Source organism: Pseudomaricurvus albidus (assembly GCF_018863235.1).
In the GTDB taxonomy this organism is placed as follows: Bacteria; Pseudomonadota; Gammaproteobacteria; order Pseudomonadales; family Cellvibrionaceae; genus Pseudomaricurvus; species Pseudomaricurvus albidus.
Genome location: NZ_JAHKRS010000003.1, coordinates 210,281 through 226,966, shown reverse-complemented (window position 1 = coordinate 226,966; position 16,686 = coordinate 210,281). Strand labels below are relative to the sequence as shown.

Sequence of the window (16,686 nt, the reverse complement as noted above, 5' to 3'; positions counted from 1 at the left end):
AGTTCAAAAGACAATCACTTGGTCGTTCACTGAAAAAGGGAGCAGGGATGAACTGCATTATCAATCTATTTAAGATCCAGATATTGTTTGTCGGTCTTTTGATGGGACAGCAGGTTGTGGCCGAAGCTTCAGGGCCGGATTTCTATCAAATCAAAATCGATACACCCGCTGGTAAAGCCGTACCGCTTTATGAGGATCACTCGCTGGATTCCGATCTGGTTAGCGACAATGTGCCCAGAGAGTCCCGGTTAAAAAATCTGGGTTGTACTGGCATCCCGGATTTTCAAACCTGGAGCTCGATGAGTGAAGAGGCTCGAAAAAAGGCTAAAGATGATGCCTGGTGCAAAGTGTCCTATGAAGGGTATGAAGGCTGGATTCAGAATTTATATCTGACTGAGTACGGTGAGTTGGTAAAGACGGACTCTCAGAGCGAATGGAGTGAAGGCCCGGCCTTTGACTGCCAGAAAGCTCAGGGCAGTATTGAAACTCTGGTGTGCAAGGAGCCGGAACTGGCGGAGCTCGATCGCAAGATGGATACGGTGTATCAGGCCGCATTGGCTGCCGCCAAAAGTCTGGACGACCGCCCGGAACGGGCCGTCAAGTATCTGAAGGCTTCTCAGCGGGGTTGGATTAAAGGTCGCAATGAATGTTGGAAAGAGCCAGACGACCAGTTTGGCTGCACGAAAAAAGAATACCAGAGACGCATAGCGCTGTTGCAGGCGTCCTGGTCGTTGGTGAACGCGTCTGAAGCAGTTCGCTATGTGTGTGCAGATCAACGCGAAGAGTTTTACGTTACCTCATACGAAACGGATGGGGTGCCTGCCGTCGCTGTTGAGTACGGTGATACGCGGCAGCCATTGGTGTTGTGGAAGGATTCCCTCTACACCGGAGAGAAAGGCCGCGCGGTGACACTGAACGGCGAGCAGGCAACCCTGTCCTGGGGGCCGTCTCAGCCGGACAAGGTTTGCCGTCAACCGTAAGCGCCTGTCTCAACCTGCCTCAGCTTTCGGCGCAAAAGTATCGCCGATGTGCAATGTCTGGTTGCCTTTCGCTGCGGCCAGCGTGGCGTTAATGGCAAAGGCGGCAGCTTTGGGGTTGCCGGGCATGGGGTTCAGAGTCGCCAGCGTGTGGTAAGGCTCCATATCGGCAGACTTTTCACCGGTATCGGGATCAATGGTGGTCATCACACAGCGCTCACAGTGATCCCGCAACTGCAACGTGAGGCCATCTTCTCTCTGTAAATCATCCAGCTGATGCTCTGCAAACGCGTCTACGCCGGACAACACAATATTTGGCCGAAAGCGGCGCATGTCGACAGTCGACATGGTTTTGTTTTTCAGCGCGTGGTTGAGCGCATCCAGAGAGGCGGTGTTGGCAATCAGCAACGGGGCGGCATCGGCAAAGCGGGTGTGAGTTTCTTCGCCAAAGCGCTCCGGTTGAGATTGCGCCCGTTGATGATCATCGGCCATGGCAACCAGCCGTAAAGGCTTGGGTGGTTGTAAAACCTGATTCAGCCAGGCGGACGCGTCTTTTGCAGCTTCAACCACTTCGCAGTTGTCACGCCAGATATTGGCTGTAAATGTGTTCTGTTGTGTGTTTTCAGCCGTTTGAAGAGGGAGGCGAACTTCTCCCTTGTTCGCCGCACTCAATACCAGGTCGTCGCCGTCAATGCGGGTGTCGATCAGTGCCATTCGCGGCAGTTGTCGCTGGGTGACAAAGCGTCCGTTCGGCATGACCAGCATCCAGTGGCGGTCATAGAGCAAACCTTCCGCCGTGATGGGCCAGTCATCAACCTGAATGCCACGCAGAGATTTAACCGGGTAGATGGTGAGCTGTTCTATCCGCAAACGGGTCATGCTGGTCCTCATCGATGGTTTGACGATTTGCTGGGTGGAATTAAGATTGTTTCTTTTCAAATTCTGCCAGCTGTTCAGGCGTCGCCGGCTTTTGATGTTTTTCTTTCCACTCGCTGTAAGGCATGCCGTAAACAATTTCGCGGGCCTGATCGTAATCCACTTCGAGGCCTTTCTCTTCCGCCGCAGCCATATACCATTTGCTTAAGCAATTACGGCAAAAACCCGCCAGGTTCATCAGCTCAATGTTTTGAACATCCTTGCGGCTGTCGAGATGTTGCAGCAGACGGCGAAAGGCTGCGGCTTCCAGTTCGGTTTGAGTTTGCTTATCCATAAAAACACCTTTGTCAGTTTGGGGTGGATGTCAGGGGTGAATGCCTTCGGCAAATAATGGCTAAAACAGCTGATCGTAGCGAATGACCTGTACCAGATCACCTTCACTAATGGTTGTATCAACGGGAACGATGGCCATGGCGTTGGACCAGCTGGTCGACGACAGTACGCCAGAGCTCTGGTTGGGGTGTGTTTCCATTTTACCGTCATCGGTGACTTTCACTCGCACAAATTCCTGGCGAATGCTCTTTCTGGGGCGCTTGAAGCTGGCCGGCATCTGACTGCCTTGTGGGAGCAGCGGCGTCAGTCCTTGCATGGTCTGTAAATAGGGCCGTGCGAACAGTAAAAAGGTAATAAAAGCAGACACCGGATTGCCCGGCAGGCCGAAAAACGGGGTATCTCCAACCCGACCAAATGCCAGAGGTTTACCCGGTTTGATGGCCATTTTCCAGAGGGCCAGCTCGCCGAGTTTCTCAACCGCGTGTTTGACGTGATCCTCTTCACCCACCGAGACGCCGCCGGTGCTGAGTATGACATCGGCTTCCAGGGTGGCGCGGCTGAGAGCCTGAAGCGTGGCTTCGGGCGTGTCTTCAACACGTCCCAGGTCGATGCAGGTGATGCCCATTTTATCGAGCAGGCCCGCCAGCAGGTAGCGGTTGGAATTGTAAATCTGTCCCGGCTTCAGGGGCCGTCCGGGTTCTACCAATTCGTCCCCGGTGGAGAGGATGGCGACTTTCAGGCGACGCAGCACAGGGACTTGATCGATACCGATGGAGGCCAGCAATCCCAGCGTTTGCGGCGTGAGCCGCTGGCCGGTGGTTGCCACTTCAGCGCCTTGACGGATGTCCTGCCCCTGTGGACGGATGTTGTTTCCCGGAGAGACGTCAGCGGGAATATAGACGGTGTTGTCCTCTGTCCGGCATTGCTCCTGCATGATCACGGTATCGGCGCCGACCGGAATTTCGGCACCGGTAAAAATTCGCGCAGCGGTTCCCGGTTCCAGAGCGGAGGCCACGTGACCTGCGGGAATACGCTGACTGATGACAAAAGGCTGCAGCTCTGCCCCGGAAGAATCAAGATCGGCGTGGCGAATGGCGTAACCGTCCATAGCGCTGTTATCCGCCGGTGGAACATCAAGCGGACTCAGCTGAGGGGCAGCCAGAGTGCGGCCATGAGCCTGTATCAATGGGCACATTTCGGTGTCTGTCAGGGGTTGTGCCGCGTTTAAGATCTGAGCCAGGGCTTCACTGGCGGGAATCATGCCGGTCATGGGACTGTGGTCTCTGAGTATTCTTTCAAATCGCCAGTATACCTCTCCCGGGCATCTTTTACTGTGCCTCAGCGGGTAAATCGTTAGAATGCGCTTCTCTCATTGATTGCCACGAGATGGCGTCACACAAACGGTCAGGATTCTTGTGAAACCCTCTTTTTTTACCGAGTTTAAATATTTGTGGCGTTTAGCCAGCCCGCTACTGGCAGCGCAGCTGCTCTCTACGGGCCTGGGAGCCGTGGATACGCTGATGGCCGGTCGATACGGGGCCAACGATTTGGCGGCGGTGGCCGTTGGCAGCGGTTTGTGGCTGCCCGTTTTCCTTTTGATCACCGGGTTGCTGATTGCCACCACCTCCATGGTGGCACGTTTCTATGGGGCGGGTGATCGGGGAGCCATTGTCACAACGGTTCAGCAAAGTATCTGGTTGTCATTGATGGTGGCCGCACCCTGCATGGTGCTGTTGTTCAATATTGATTTTGCACTGCGCTGGCTGTCGGTGGATGAGGCGTTTGCAGGCATCACAAAAAATTATCTGTCTGCCGTAGCTATCGGTTTGCCTGGGGCTGCAATTTTCAGCAGTTTGCGTTCATTCACAGAGGGTATGGGGCGCACCAAGCCGTTTATGATCAGCAGTCTGGTGGCTTTCCTTGTGAACATCCCACTCAACTACGCCTTGATCTACGGCCGCTGGGGGTTTCCAGAGCTGGGAGGTGCCGGCTGTGGCTGGGCGACAACCGTCAGTATGTGGTCCCAGGTGTTGGTGCTTTACTGGTTTACTTCTCGTGCGGATCGCTATGAAGGCATTCGATTATTTGCGCATTTTCAGTGGCCAAATGGAAAGAAGATTCGTCAAATTGCCCGTTTGGGAATGCCCATTTCTCTGGCTGTGTTTGCCGAGGTATCCATCTTTTCGGCGATAGCGCTGTTACTTGCACCGCTGGGGGCTTTGGTGGTGGCCAGTCATCAGATTGCTCTGAGCGTGTCGCACCTGATCTTTATGCTGCCGTTGAGTCTTTCTCAGGCAATCACCATCCGGGTCGGTTATTTTCTGGGGCGCAAGCAGCAGGATCTGGCAAATTTTGTCGTGCGCACGGGGGTTTTATCGTCCGGGATGCTGGCGCTGTCAACGATGACCGTGATTCTAAGTTTCCGCCACACTATTGTGGGTTGGTATACCACCGATGTTGAGTTACAAGCCGTCGCAGCCGGGTTGTTTGTCTGGATGGCGATTTATCAATTTCCTGATCAGATACAGATTGCGTCCAATGCCGCTCTGCGGGCTTATCAGGACACCCGCAAACCGCTGGCGATGATCTTGTTGTCCTATTGGGGCGTTGCCATTCCTCTGGGGATCAGTCTCGCGCGGACCGATTGGTGGGGAGAGCCTCTGGCGGCAGAGGGATTTTGGATTGCCCTGGTTGTAGGGCTGTCTCTAACGGCTGTTTTGCTCAGCAGCCGCTTAATTCGAATTGCCCGGCGACCTGTCTCTTAAGATCTGCTACCTTGAAATAATCCGCTATAGTAAAACTGTCTATTTATTCAAGGAGAGTATTAATGAGAAAACCACGGTTATCTGGATTATGGCTGATTCTGGTATCGCTAGTGTTATTTGGCTGCTCCACAAGTGGAGTCAGTGTGGATCACGATTATCGAGAGGGTGTGAACTTTTCCAGTTACAAAACCTACCGCTGGCGAGACAACAGTCAGGATAAAGCCAGTTTTCAGGGCAATGACATTCTGAAAGGGCGAATTCATCAGGCCGTGGATGAGACGCTCGCTGCCAAAGGTTATCAGTTGGTTCAAACGGGGGATGTGGATTTTACGATCAATTACAGCATCACCACCAAGGATCGTACCGATGTAAATACCTACAACACCTATAGTGGCATGGCGCCCGGGTTCACGATGGGCTATGGCGCAGGCTACTACCGTTATGGTTACAGCATGGCCTATACCACCGCACCTGAAGTCAGAACTGTTCACTATGAGGAAGGAACTTTTGTGCTTGATGTGATTGATGGCAATGACAAGTTGGTGTGGCGTGGTACTGCTGTTGGGCGCCTGAAAAAAGATCAGACGGTTGAAGAAAAACGCAGTGCGATTAAAAATGTCGTCACAAAAGTTTTGCAAGAGTTTCCGCCAGAGCCTGATAAAGGGTAAACACATTCAGAACTGAAACCGTAAGCGGAATCATTTCTTTTTATTGTGTGGGGTGCCGGAAGTTGTCGCTTCCGGCATTTTTTATGGCTGTAAAGTCACTTTGTTGACGAATAAGAGTCAGTGACGATTTTAAACAAAAATCGATCTCAATATCGTTATTATATTTTTTGGTTTTTGGCAAGAAAAAAGTAGAAATAATGCATAAATAAGCTTTTTACTGCAGTGCGGTTGCGCTATCCTGTACTCATTAAGGCGTTGGCAATAATTATGTGTCTTCTGTCTATTTCAATTATATCCATTGTTTTTTCTACGACTTACCTAAGGCTTTAACATGAAAGGCAACAGTAACGTAATCAAGGCGCTTAACAGGGTGCTTTTTCACGAGCTGACTTCCATCAATCAATATTTTTTGCATGCGCGAATGTTTCGCAATTGGGGCCTGGAAGAGCTCAATGAAAAAGATTACAAAAAATCCATCAAGGATATGAAGCAAGCGGATGACTTGATTGAACGGATTCTGTTTCTGGAAGGTTTGCCGAATCTGCAGGATGTTGGAAAGATCCGTATTGGTGAGCATGCTGCAGAAATGCTGCAGTGCGATCTGGATTTTCAAATGGAGCAAATTGCACTGCTGCGGGAAAGTATCGAGTTGTGTGAAAAAGAGCAGGATTATATCAGTCGTGAATTGCTCGAGAGCATTCTCGAATATGAAGAAGAACATGTGGACTGGATTGAAACTCAACAGTTTTTGATCAAGAACACCGGCATTGAGAATTATCTGCAGTCCATGTTGGAGGAATAACATGCAAGGCTCGAAAAAAATCATCGATCTTTTAAACCAGCAATTAACGCTGGAACTCACCTCCATGGATCAGTACCTGGCGCACTCCAAATTGTATGAAGATTGGGGTATCCATAAGCTGCATCAAAAATTGGCGCATGAGTATGAAGAAGAATTGGATCACTCAAAACATCTGATTGAGCGAATTCTCTTTCTGGAGGGCACTCCAGATACCGCGTCACGCCAGGCAATTAATGTTGGCAGCAACGTTAAAGAAATGCTGGAAAACGATTTGGCGGCAGAGTTGGAAGTGGCCGCTAGCCTTCGAAAAATTATTGGTGTGTGTGAAGAGGAAAAAGATTACGTCAGTCGAGAGATGCTGGAAAAACTTTTGGATGATACCGAAATGGACCATATCTATTGGTTGGAGCAGCATCTGGGTCTGATTGACAAAATCGGTTTGCAAAATTACATTCAGTCCCAGATGAGTGCTTCTGAGTCCTGATTCCAATTAACAAGCTGAATGAATGATTGAAAGGCTCCCCGGATGGAGCCTTTTTTTATGCTTGTCGTAAATCGATTGCCACTGAGGCTGGAGTTACAGGAAGCAGTCGCGGAGTTTTTAATGTAAAGTTGTACCAAACTTTAGGGGCATACTGGTTGGCTCATGGCATATCTAAAGACGAATGGGAGGCGCACTTGAATAAGCTGGTTCTGGTGGGTACTTTGTTGTTGGGGGGCATGACGAGTGCTTTAAGCTGGTCTGAAGAGTCGTCGCTCGCCGCAGGGCATCTTGCTGAAGCTATCCGCTTTCCGACAGTGAGTTATCAGGATAGTGGCCAGATGGACTTGCCAGCCTTTCGTGAATTTCAGCGTTTTTTGCGAAGCACATACTCTGAAGTTTTCTCGACTCTTGACGTCGAGATAATTGCAGAACACAGCTTGTTGCTCACCTGGAAAGGGCAAGACTTATCGTTAAAACCCGTGCTCTTCGATTCGCATTATGATGTGGTTCCCATTGAACAGGGGACTCAGTCTGAATGGACTCATCCCCCCTTTAACGGAGTTATTGACCAAGGCTATGTGTGGGGGCGCGGCGCGCTGGATGATAAGGTGACGGTGATAACCACCCTGGAAGCTGTATCGTCCTTACTCAAAAGTGGCTTTCAGCCGGAGCGCACACTGCTTTTCTCGTTTGCTCATGATGAAGAGATAGGTGGGGCTCAGGGGGCTGTGAACATTGCACGTATCCTGAAGCAACGCTATGGCTCACTGGAATTCATGGTGGGTGAGGGTGGTCTTGTGTTGAGTGACAATCCGTTCCTTTCTGACCGGTCCGTGGCGATGGTGGGGTTGGCAGAAAAAACCTATGTCACTTTGACCCTAAAAGCTGAGGGAGAGGGTGGGCACTCGTCCACACCCGTTAATGACAATGCCATTATTCGTTTGGCCAAAGCCGTAACGGCTCTGCACGAAAACCCTTTCAAACCTCGTCTCCAGCCACCCGTCAGCGAAATGCTGGCGACAGTGGGTGAGCATATCGGTGGTGTACAGGGGTTTATGATGCGTAATCAATGGCTGAGTGCGCCTTTGTTGACCTGGACATTGAGTCGCGACAGGGTCAGTAATGCGCTGGTTCGTTCCACCACCGCTGTTACGATGTTTAATGCCGGTATCAAAGAGAATGTCATCAGTCAGAAAGCGGAAGCCAAAGTGAATTTCAGGCTGTTGCCGGGTGTTTCGCCAGAGGATCTGATCAGGGATGTGGCGGACATTATTGATGATCCTGCAATATCGATTACATCAAATGACTGGATGCAAGGGCCACCAGTATCTGACGTGGAGGGAGTGGGGTTTCAGCGAGTCGCAGCAGCAATCCACAGTGTATTGCCATCCGCTGTTGTAACCCCCAGCATGCTGACAGCCACAACAGATACCGTACATTATGTCGGACTAACGGAAAGCATTTACCGATTTCATCCATACACCTTGCCTTCAGATGATGTGGGTAAAGTGCATGGAACCGACGAACGTGTAGCCGTTGACAGTGTTGATACGGCAGTTGAATTATCCACTGAGCTGATCCGGCAGGCGTCTTTTTAGTTTCCCGTGCGATGATTAGACATTTGCAAATATGCAAGGAGCGGTATGGCCTGAACATTCAGTCATACCTTTTGATGGCTCACTATTGCATTAAGTCGTCCTTTTCTCTTAATTCCCTGTAGGTATAAGCGACACGTCAACGGCCCAAAGGTTTGCCCTGATGGGACTAAGGCCTGCAGTTCACTTGTGGCTTTTGCCTGCTTGATTTCTGCGTGATCTGGCAGAGGCACTTCCTCTGTTAATTCGTGTGTTAAACCCTGTGTATTCATTCTCATGAACGTTTGGGTCAGGTCGGATATGTCGCGCTGAGAGGCATGACGGGTGTCTAAAGGGCTTAAGGGGTTACCCTTATCTGTCCCGTTTCGTACCAATTGAGGTTAAAGTTTATTTATTCCTAAAAGTTCTACTTTCGAGGTGGAAATAGGATGTTCAGAGCTTTTTGAGTGCTTGGCAATCGACAAACAGGAATAAGTTGTAGGAAGTGAGACAGGCTGTTTCATTAAGTTATTGAAAGTGTCGGTGGTGCTTGGTAAGCGTTTGCCCAAATTGGAAAAATTGGTTCCTTAAATACCATTTCATACGCCATTTCGGTGTTTTGTGAACTATTGCCAAGGATCCGGATTGTTCGGTATTTTCTTTTCCAGATGTGAACGAATGCATCGCCTACTAATAATTTATAACGCCAAAAACGAGAGTGAAATATGTCTGCGAAAGTCAGTTATAAGTCTGGGCTTGCGATTGCTGTAGCAATGGCTTCCGGTGTGCTTGGGACTCCTGCGTTTGCGCAAGAGGGTTTGTTGGAAGAAGTTGTGGTATACGCTCAGAAGCGTGGCCAATCCATTCTTGAAGTTCCAATTTCTGTTGCTTCCTACAGTGCGGATGCCCTGGATAAGGCCCAGGTTCGTGATGTGGGCGATCTGCAACAAATGGATCCATCTTTATCTGTTAATGCTTCCAGTGGTGGTTCTGAGTCTGTATTTGCCATTCGCGGTATTGGTACAGCGGGTAATAACGCGGGTCTGGAACAATCTGTTGGTGTCTTCATCGACGGTGTGTACCGTGGCCGTCCTGGTTCTGCACTGTCTGATTATGTTGACGTTGAAAGTATTGAAGTTCTGAAAGGACCACAAGGTACTCTGTTCGGTCGCAATACCTCTGCGGGTGTTATCAGCGTGCGTACGGCCAAGCCAAGCTATGAAACTGCTGGCGGTATCGATGTGTCTGCAGGTGATGAGGGTTATTTCCAGACCAAGGCTTTTGCTACCGGTGCACTGGTTGATGACGTTCTGGCCTATCGTGTATCCGCTAGCTATCAGGAAAAAGACGGTTACATCCACGACGAAAACCTGAATAAAGACTACAACGATCGCGATCGTTATTCGCTGCGCGGTCAGCTGCTGTGGGATATCGATGACACTAAAACCCTGCGTGTGATTGCAGATTACTCCGAAAGTAATGAATTGTGCTGTGCTGGTGTGCCTATTTTCCAGGGCCCGACAGCTGGAGTTATTGAAGCCGTAGGTGGTTCAACTCTTCCGGGGCAAAGCGGTTCTTACCAAGGAGTGCCAGGTAACTATATCGATTCGTTTGATCGCGACACATTGACCAACGCTGGTGTTAAAAACGATATGAAAGACTGGGGCGTTTCGGGTGAATTCAATTGGGAATTCAGCGAAATGGAGCTGACAGTGATTGGTTCTTACCGCAAGTTTGAAGACAGTGCCTTTAACGATGCGGATGCCACAGATGTTGCTATTTTGACTCAAGATAAGCAGCAGGACATTGATGAGCAGTCGTTGGAAATCCGCCTGGCCTCAACCGGTTCACAAACCGTAGACTGGATGGCTGGTTTTTTCTACTTCAATCAGGACATCGATTACAACCACCCGCTGTACTTTGGCGATGATACCAGAGCCTATTACGATACTTTGTTCGCGCTGAACCCTGGCATTGCTTTTCCTATGATTAGTGCCATTGAGGCTGGATTAGGCGTACCTTACGGTACTTATATGTCACCGGATGACTATACGACGACCAACACTGACTATAACTCTGAGAGCATGGCTCTGTTTGGTCAGGCTACCTGGAATGCCACTGACAAGTTGAGTGTGACGTTTGGTCTTCGTTATTCTGAAGAGGAAAAAACCGGAGACTATCATTGGGAAGGCAGCAATCCCTATGCGGATTTGAGTCCGGCACTGATTGAGACTGGCATCACTAATGCTCTGACTCCGCTCTATGGCTCGACGATTGCAGCTGGTGCTGCGGTAGCACTTAGTCCCTTTGCACAGCAGCTCCAATTTGGTGCGCCATACGAGGATTTTACCAGCAAGTATGATGACGATAATGTCAGTGGTACTGTCAGTGTAAATTACATGTGGACCGATGAGTTCAGTACCTACGCGCGTTTTGCTCAAGGTTATAAGGCGGGTGGCCTGAATATGGATCGTACGGCAGGTGGTGCCACCGGTGGCAATCGCAATGCCGATCCGGATCTGCCAATTTTTGATCCCGAAGAAGTCTCCTCATATGAAATTGGTTTGAAGTCACAATGGCTGGACGGTCGTCTTCAATTAAATGCAGCCTTGTTCTATCAAACGCTGGAAGATTTCCAGGCAAACTCCTTTGACGGTTTGTCCTTCACTGTCCGCAACGCCGCAGAAGTGGAAGGTAAAGGTCTGGAGCTGGATTACGCGTTCCGTCCCAATGAACACTGGTTGTTCAGTGGCGGTTTAGTGATACAGGATATTGAATACAGTGACTACAAGGACGCCTCACCCACTCAAGCGCAGAAAAACGTAGACTTGACTGATCCGACAATTACTCAGGATCTTACTGGTGAGCCGGTTGTATTGACCTCCGATGTGAACTACTCCGGTGTAATCAGTTACACCACGGAAATTGGCAGTGCGTTGCAGCTGACGGCGGGTACGTCTTACAGCTACCGCTCTGAGTACTTTACCGCACAGGATAACGACCCAATCTCTGAGCAGGATGATTACTGGTTGTTTAACCTGAGTGTTGGTTTGGGTGCTCAGGATGAAAGCTGGAGTGTAGAGCTGTGGAGCAAGAACGTCACCGACGAAGAAGTCTACAACATCGTTTATGACGCTTTCTCACAAGCGAATACCTATAACGCCTGGATCAACGAAGGACGTACCTTTGGTATTACTGGCCGCATGCGTTTCTAATAACCATAGCGTTATACCTGAGTGCTGAATAAAGCACAGCTGGCCACTGAAGGATTGGTGGCCAGCTAACACTTGATTGGTTTACCTGTTTTCACCCGTAGGATGTTGGGCAAACGTTCTACGGGTGCTTTTTATTTCATGTTTCCTGTCTGTATTTAATGCGCTTTTCTGTGGCGTATTGAAATCTTGGCTTTTCCTTTCTCCGATATATCTGTTTTTAGACCTTGGTTGATCGCTGGTGTTTGCATAAGGTAATGGCGTGCGCGAAACAAAGCTCTAGAAGTTGTTACTTTCTTCAGATTGGCAGCTGTATATGTAGGCATAAAAAAGCCCTCATAAGAGGGCTAAATAGAGATGTCTGAAACCCTTTGTGGGACGGGCCCACGCCAGATTGTCAGTCAAGAGATTGTATTAAGCCGTTCGCTTAATAGTTGTAAGTCACCTCAACACCGTAAACAGCGCCTTTGGTCAGCGGGGCAAAAGTACCGCCACCCAGAGTGGCTGGAAGTTGGGTGTCACCACCAAACTTCACAGTGTCCAGCAGGTTTTTGCCATACAGGCCAACTACCCACTTTTCGTCATTGGTGTGAATGTCGATACCCAGATCCAGAATCTCTTGCTCATCAATGTAACCGTAGTTGTCATCGGTATAGGCAGACTCGTCACGGTAGGCGTATTGGATGCGGGAAGAAGCGTAACCCCAGTCCCCCAGATCCATGTCGTAAGAAAGTCCTACGCTGTAAGTCAGCTCGGCAGCGCGAGGGATATCCAGAGACTCGTCAACGTTGTCAACGACTCCGTCACCATTCAGATCGTAGATTACCTCGTCGTATTCGGAATCGGTATAACCGATAGAGGCATTCAGAATCAGGTTATCTGTCAGGCCGTACATTGCATCAATTTCAATACCCATCAGAGTCGCATCCGCAGTGTTACGAATATCTTGAGTAACACCTGCTACTGGATCTGGGATGTTCAATTCACGTTGCATATCCTCAATGTCAGTGTAGAAGATTGCGGCGTTCAAGCGTCCACGGTCACCTAGGCTCATTTTGTAGCCAAGTTCGTAAGTATTGACGGTTTCTTCATCGAAAGGCCCTGGAGATACGTCTGGACGAGTCGAGGTGTTACGCAGATTATAGCCGCCAGAGCGGAAGCCTCGAGACCAGCTGCCGTAGATTCGGGCATCCATTTCCAGTTCATACATGAAGCCCAGCTTGGGTGACCAGCTGTTCCAGGTCTTATCATCCTCGAAATCGAATGGGCAAGTACCGTCGATAATGTTACAAGGCTGGTTGGTGTTTAATGTCAGGTTGGATACTTGGGCTTCTTTTTCTTCTTTGGTGAAGCGAATTCCAGCAGTTAATGTCCATTGATCAGTCAAAGCATAATCTGCAGCTACAAATGCACCCAAAGACGTTACTTCGTAATCGCCACCGCCATATTGGTTGATTGATCCTAATGCCAGTACACGGTGCTCGTCATAGTTCACTTCGTTGGTGAAGTAGTAAAGGCCAGTGGTCAAAGTCCAGCTTTCACCAAAAGTACCCGTGTAGCGTAACTCGTTGCTGTATTGCTCGGTATTCATTTCAGCAAGGGAGTGAAACAGGGGCAAGACCGTGGAGTCAATATCGGAAATGGAGTCAGAGTTGTATTCTCTCCAGCCGAAAATGTTGGTAATGGTGCCGTCGCCGAAAGCTACGTCTTTGTTCAGGGTAGCGCTGAACATATTGCCACGGGTTTCCAACAGGCCTTCTTCGTCGATGGCAAACTTGTGTGAATCGCGATCAAAGCTGGTAAACGGGTTGGTCAGGCCTCGGCCGTTGGTGTGGTTTTGACCTGGGGTGCTGTCACCTTCACTCTCCTGATACTCGTAACGCAGTGTCAGATTGGTGGTGTCATTGATGTCCCAGCTCACTACCGGGCGAATCATAAAGGTATCGGTTTTACCGAAGGCTTCGTCGTTGAATTCGTTTTTGAACCAGCCATCATCGCGGTTGGTGTAGAGACTCAGTTTTGCCGCTACGTTATCGGTCAGGCCGCCACTGATGCTGCCCATCAGGTACTTGTTGGCTTTCTCGCCGCCAACTTCGTAAATGCCACGGATGCTGGCTTCGAAGTCTTGAGTCGGGGTTTTGGTGTTAACCAGAACCGCACCGCCCGTTACGTTACGGCCAAACAGGATACCCTGTGGGCCACGCAGTACTTCGATGCTTTCCAGATCGAACATGTCCATCACCACACCGGCGTTGGTGCCCATGTAGACACCGTCGACAAATACGCCCACAGTAGGATCGATGGATGGAATGGAGCTGTTGACGCCAAGGCCGCGGATAGAGAAGTTGGCGATGCCGCGGGTTGTACCGGCGTCGTCCATTGCGACGTTAGGCATGCCGACTGCCAGGCTGCCCAGGTCGCGAACTTTCAAGGCGTCCAGTTGGTCTGAGCCGTAGGCGGTAATGGCCAGAGGGGTATCCTGGGAATTTTCAGCACGTTTACGGGCGGTGACTACAATCTCTTCCAGCAGTGCGCTGGAGCCGCCGGAGCGACCAGATTCCTGAGCCAAAGCTGAGACGCTGGTGAAAGCTGCGGTGGCGCTAAGAACAGCTGCGCTGACATGCAGGGATAACGGTTTTTGCTTAAGTTTGCTGGGACGAGCCATTTGAATCTCTCCTGTCCGTTTATGGTTATGGTGTTTTTATTAATTAATTCTTATCGTGGAGCTAACGCTATCGTTAAACGGAAGGTATGGTAGGGGGCAGAGCTGCCGTTGGGTTATTCTTAGACGGCCAATCGGGTTATCAATTGGCGCCAATATTCACTCTCTAATTGCTCGCTGAAGAACAGTGTGCGAAGTGTGAGTTGGGCCTATCTTGCGATAAGTTGTTGATAAATATCATGAAGTTTAAAGGTTTTGCTCTCTTTTTAGTTTGGCGAAGGGGGTTTCAGGAGTTGCTTTAAATGAATAGGGTAATTACCTATAATCCATGCCTTCGAGAGATTCCTTATCTCCGATAATCTCTACTTCACAGATGCTTATGCCCTGACTTGTCAGTCACGGCCTCAGAATTAAGATGTACTTATGTCTGAACCAACGGTAATTGGCAGCTGGCTTACTTTGTTCACTGCTGCACTGGATAGCTACGGAGTGAACAGTGAAAGTTTTCTTCTGGCTCGCGGAATTGACTTTGAGACAGCCTGTGATCCCAATCAGCGCATTCCTATCATCACCATGAATCATTTGTGGGACGAGGCTGTGGCTGAAACCGGGGCGGAAGACTTTGGTTTGACTGCGGGCTCTCTGATGACTCCGAATACTCTCAGCGCGCTGGGAGTTGCGATGTGGAGTGCCTGTACCATAAAAGAGCAGTTGGAGTGTTTCGTCCGCTATCAGCACGTGGTAGCTAAAGTCAGCCAAATGGAGTTAGTCGAGCAGGATGGGGTGTTGATATCAACAACTTACTTTTATCACGATGCCAAAGGTGAGAGCCTGATTTCTGACTCTTCACAGGATGCCATCTGTGCAGCATTACACTCCTTGCGTCGTACCCTCTACAAAAGAAATTACAGTCCATTGAAAATGGAGCTGACCCGTTCAACGCCCAGGGATGCTGCAAAATATGAAGCATTCTTTGGTTGCCCGGTTGTGTTCAATCAGTCTGCGTTACGTGTTCATATACGAATGGAAGATGCGATTGCACCCATCCCGGGAGGCAGTCAATATGTCTCAAAGGCGGCTGAACGAATGCTGGAAGATTATGTTGCACAGATCCAGACCTCGCCGGATATTATTGGTCAGTTACGTCAGGCGCTTACCCTGTTATTGCCTCAGGGCAAGGCAACCATGGATCAGGTGGTGAAGCAGCTGCATACCAGCAAGCGGACGTTTCACCGCAAGCTGGAAGAGCAGGGGACGAGTTTCCGTGAGCAGATGGAAGAGTTTCGCCGAGAGCTTGCTTTCCGTTACATGGCTCAGGATGAATTGTCAGTCGGTGATATCAGTTTCCTGTTGGGCTTTTCCAGCAGCAGTAATTTCACCCGGGCCTTCAAACGCTGGACGGGCATTGCTCCTCAGGAATACCGGTCACAATTAATTATGGATGACGATGTAGCTTAATGGCGCCTGGCGTTATGTGGTTTGTCTGAGGGGCATCGAACGCGTTGGGGACGATGTTGAATGAGTCCAGGGACTGTTGCAGGATCCGGCCGACTTCCCCTTTTTGTCTTAATTCTTCCAGCTTGTCGCACAGCTTTATCAGTTCGGGCCTGGTTTTCAGGGCTTCAGTGGACAGTGCCAGATAGTAGTAGAGATCGAACACGTTTCGGGTGTGCAGGATCTGGTCTTCCAGCCCCATTTTATGCAGTCGATAATGGGTTGAGTAATTTTCGTAAAGCGCGAAATCAACCCGGCTGGCGAGTAAAACCCGAATCATTTGAGTGACGTTTTTGGTGCGCATAATCAGTGGTGCATCCATTCCGAGTATGTCGCGTTGAAACTCGGGCAGGCGTGCGCCGGCCATAGGGTATTTCAGCATCTCTTCCATGGAATCCATCGGCAGCTCACTGGCCTTGTCTGCAAGCGTGTACATGCCGACCGAGAGGCCGAAAATAGGGGATGGACAAATCTTAACGGTATCCGGAAAGACAGAATCCGGCAGGGATGGAGACGTGAAGATAATCGCCCCGTCGATATTACCTGCTGCGAGCTCCATATACTCCCGTGTTGAGGACATGGGAGTTAATTGCAGCTGGTTTTCACTGTGGGCAAAGGCAGCTTTTAAAATACCGGGGAGAATGCACTGGCGGGTGACTGATGGCGAGCAATAAATGGGGGGGACGTGGGGGTCGTCAACCGCAATCGTTACGGTTGAGACTGCGTGGCAGCAAGTACTGAACACAGTCAGGCTGAAAAACAACAAGGGCAAGTGTAATTTGGCCATCGCTTATAGTACTTATAGTAGTAAGTTGCCAAGTACTTATAGCTTAGATGAA

General features: G+C 49.8%; 13 protein-coding genes. 8 read left to right on the top strand and 5 right to left on the bottom strand.

The features are described from left to right. Positions 1 to 47 precede the first annotated feature (47 nt). Complete coding sequence (locus KOI40_RS07515; RefSeq protein ID WP_233710098.1) at positions 48 to 980, top strand: lysozyme inhibitor LprI family protein; 933 nt, start codon at positions 48 to 50, stop codon at positions 978 to 980. Positions 981 to 989: 9 nt separating this feature from the next. Here the strand turns inward: KOI40_RS07515 and KOI40_RS07510 are convergent, their stop codons facing one another. The 3 genes from KOI40_RS07510 to KOI40_RS07500 are packed head-to-tail and all read right to left on the bottom strand — an operon-like array spanning position 990 to position 3,456. Then, positions 990 to 1,856: an MOSC domain-containing protein gene (locus KOI40_RS07510; protein WP_216096866.1), complete on the bottom strand. Its 867-nt coding sequence runs from the start codon at positions 1,854 to 1,856 to the stop codon at positions 990 to 992. 40 nt (positions 1,857 to 1,896) lie between these two features. Next, on the bottom strand, positions 1,897 to 2,187 hold the full coding sequence (locus KOI40_RS07505) for a DUF1244 domain-containing protein (RefSeq protein WP_216096865.1): 291 nt from the start codon (positions 2,185 to 2,187) through the stop codon (positions 1,897 to 1,899). Between the two features lie 60 nt (positions 2,188 to 2,247). Beyond that, positions 2,248 to 3,456, bottom strand: coding sequence for a molybdopterin molybdotransferase MoeA (locus KOI40_RS07500; protein WP_233710097.1), 1,209 nt, complete (start codon positions 3,454 to 3,456; stop codon positions 2,248 to 2,250). 145 nt (positions 3,457 to 3,601) lie between these two features. Between KOI40_RS07500 and KOI40_RS07495 the strand changes: the two genes are divergently transcribed. The 6 genes from KOI40_RS07495 to KOI40_RS07470 all read left to right on the top strand — a co-directional run bounded on the left by KOI40_RS07495 (position 3,602) and on the right by KOI40_RS07470 (position 11,694). After that, positions 3,602 to 4,951 carry an MATE family efflux transporter gene (locus KOI40_RS07495; protein WP_216096864.1) on the top strand — a complete coding sequence of 450 codons (1,350 nt, stop codon included), beginning with the start codon at positions 3,602 to 3,604 and terminating at the stop codon, positions 4,949 to 4,951. Positions 4,952 to 5,013: 62 nt separating this feature from the next. Next, positions 5,014 to 5,619, top strand: a complete 606-nt coding sequence (locus KOI40_RS07490) for a DUF4136 domain-containing protein (RefSeq protein WP_216096863.1) — start codon at positions 5,014 to 5,016, stop codon at positions 5,617 to 5,619. A gap of 331 nt (positions 5,620 to 5,950) precedes the next feature. Then, entirely contained in the window at positions 5,951 to 6,421 is a 471-nt protein-coding gene (gene bfr, locus KOI40_RS07485) for a bacterioferritin (RefSeq protein WP_216096861.1), read from the top strand. 1 nt (position 6,422) lies between these two features. Next, complete coding sequence (bfr, locus tag KOI40_RS07480) at positions 6,423 to 6,905, top strand: bacterioferritin (RefSeq protein WP_216096860.1); 483 nt, start codon at positions 6,423 to 6,425, stop codon at positions 6,903 to 6,905. A gap of 194 nt (positions 6,906 to 7,099) precedes the next feature. Beyond that, positions 7,100 to 8,503 carry a M20/M25/M40 family metallo-hydrolase gene (locus tag KOI40_RS07475; protein WP_216096859.1) on the top strand — a complete coding sequence of 468 codons (1,404 nt, stop codon included), beginning with the start codon at positions 7,100 to 7,102 and terminating at the stop codon, positions 8,501 to 8,503. A gap of 701 nt (positions 8,504 to 9,204) precedes the next feature. After that, positions 9,205 to 11,694, top strand: coding sequence for a TonB-dependent receptor (locus KOI40_RS07470; RefSeq protein WP_216096857.1), 2,490 nt, complete (start codon positions 9,205 to 9,207; stop codon positions 11,692 to 11,694). A 424-nt stretch (positions 11,695 to 12,118) separates the two neighbouring features. On the opposite strand, the gene KOI40_RS07465 is transcribed toward KOI40_RS07470, so the two are convergent. Continuing rightward, positions 12,119 to 14,356 (bottom strand): TonB-dependent receptor, encoded by a 2,238-nt coding sequence (locus KOI40_RS07465; RefSeq protein ID WP_216096856.1) that lies wholly within the window; start codon positions 14,354 to 14,356, stop codon positions 12,119 to 12,121. Between the two features lie 420 nt (positions 14,357 to 14,776). Between KOI40_RS07465 and KOI40_RS07460 the strand changes: the two genes are divergently transcribed. Further along, entirely contained in the window at positions 14,777 to 15,811 is a 1,035-nt protein-coding gene (locus KOI40_RS07460; protein WP_216096855.1) for an AraC family transcriptional regulator, read from the top strand. Here the strand turns inward: KOI40_RS07460 and KOI40_RS07455 are convergent. Then, positions 15,789 to 16,634: a hypothetical protein gene (locus KOI40_RS07455; RefSeq protein WP_216096854.1), complete on the bottom strand. Its 846-nt coding sequence runs from the start codon at positions 16,632 to 16,634 to the stop codon at positions 15,789 to 15,791. The genes KOI40_RS07460 and KOI40_RS07455 overlap by 23 nt on opposite strands. Positions 16,635 to 16,686: the final 52 nt, after the last annotated feature.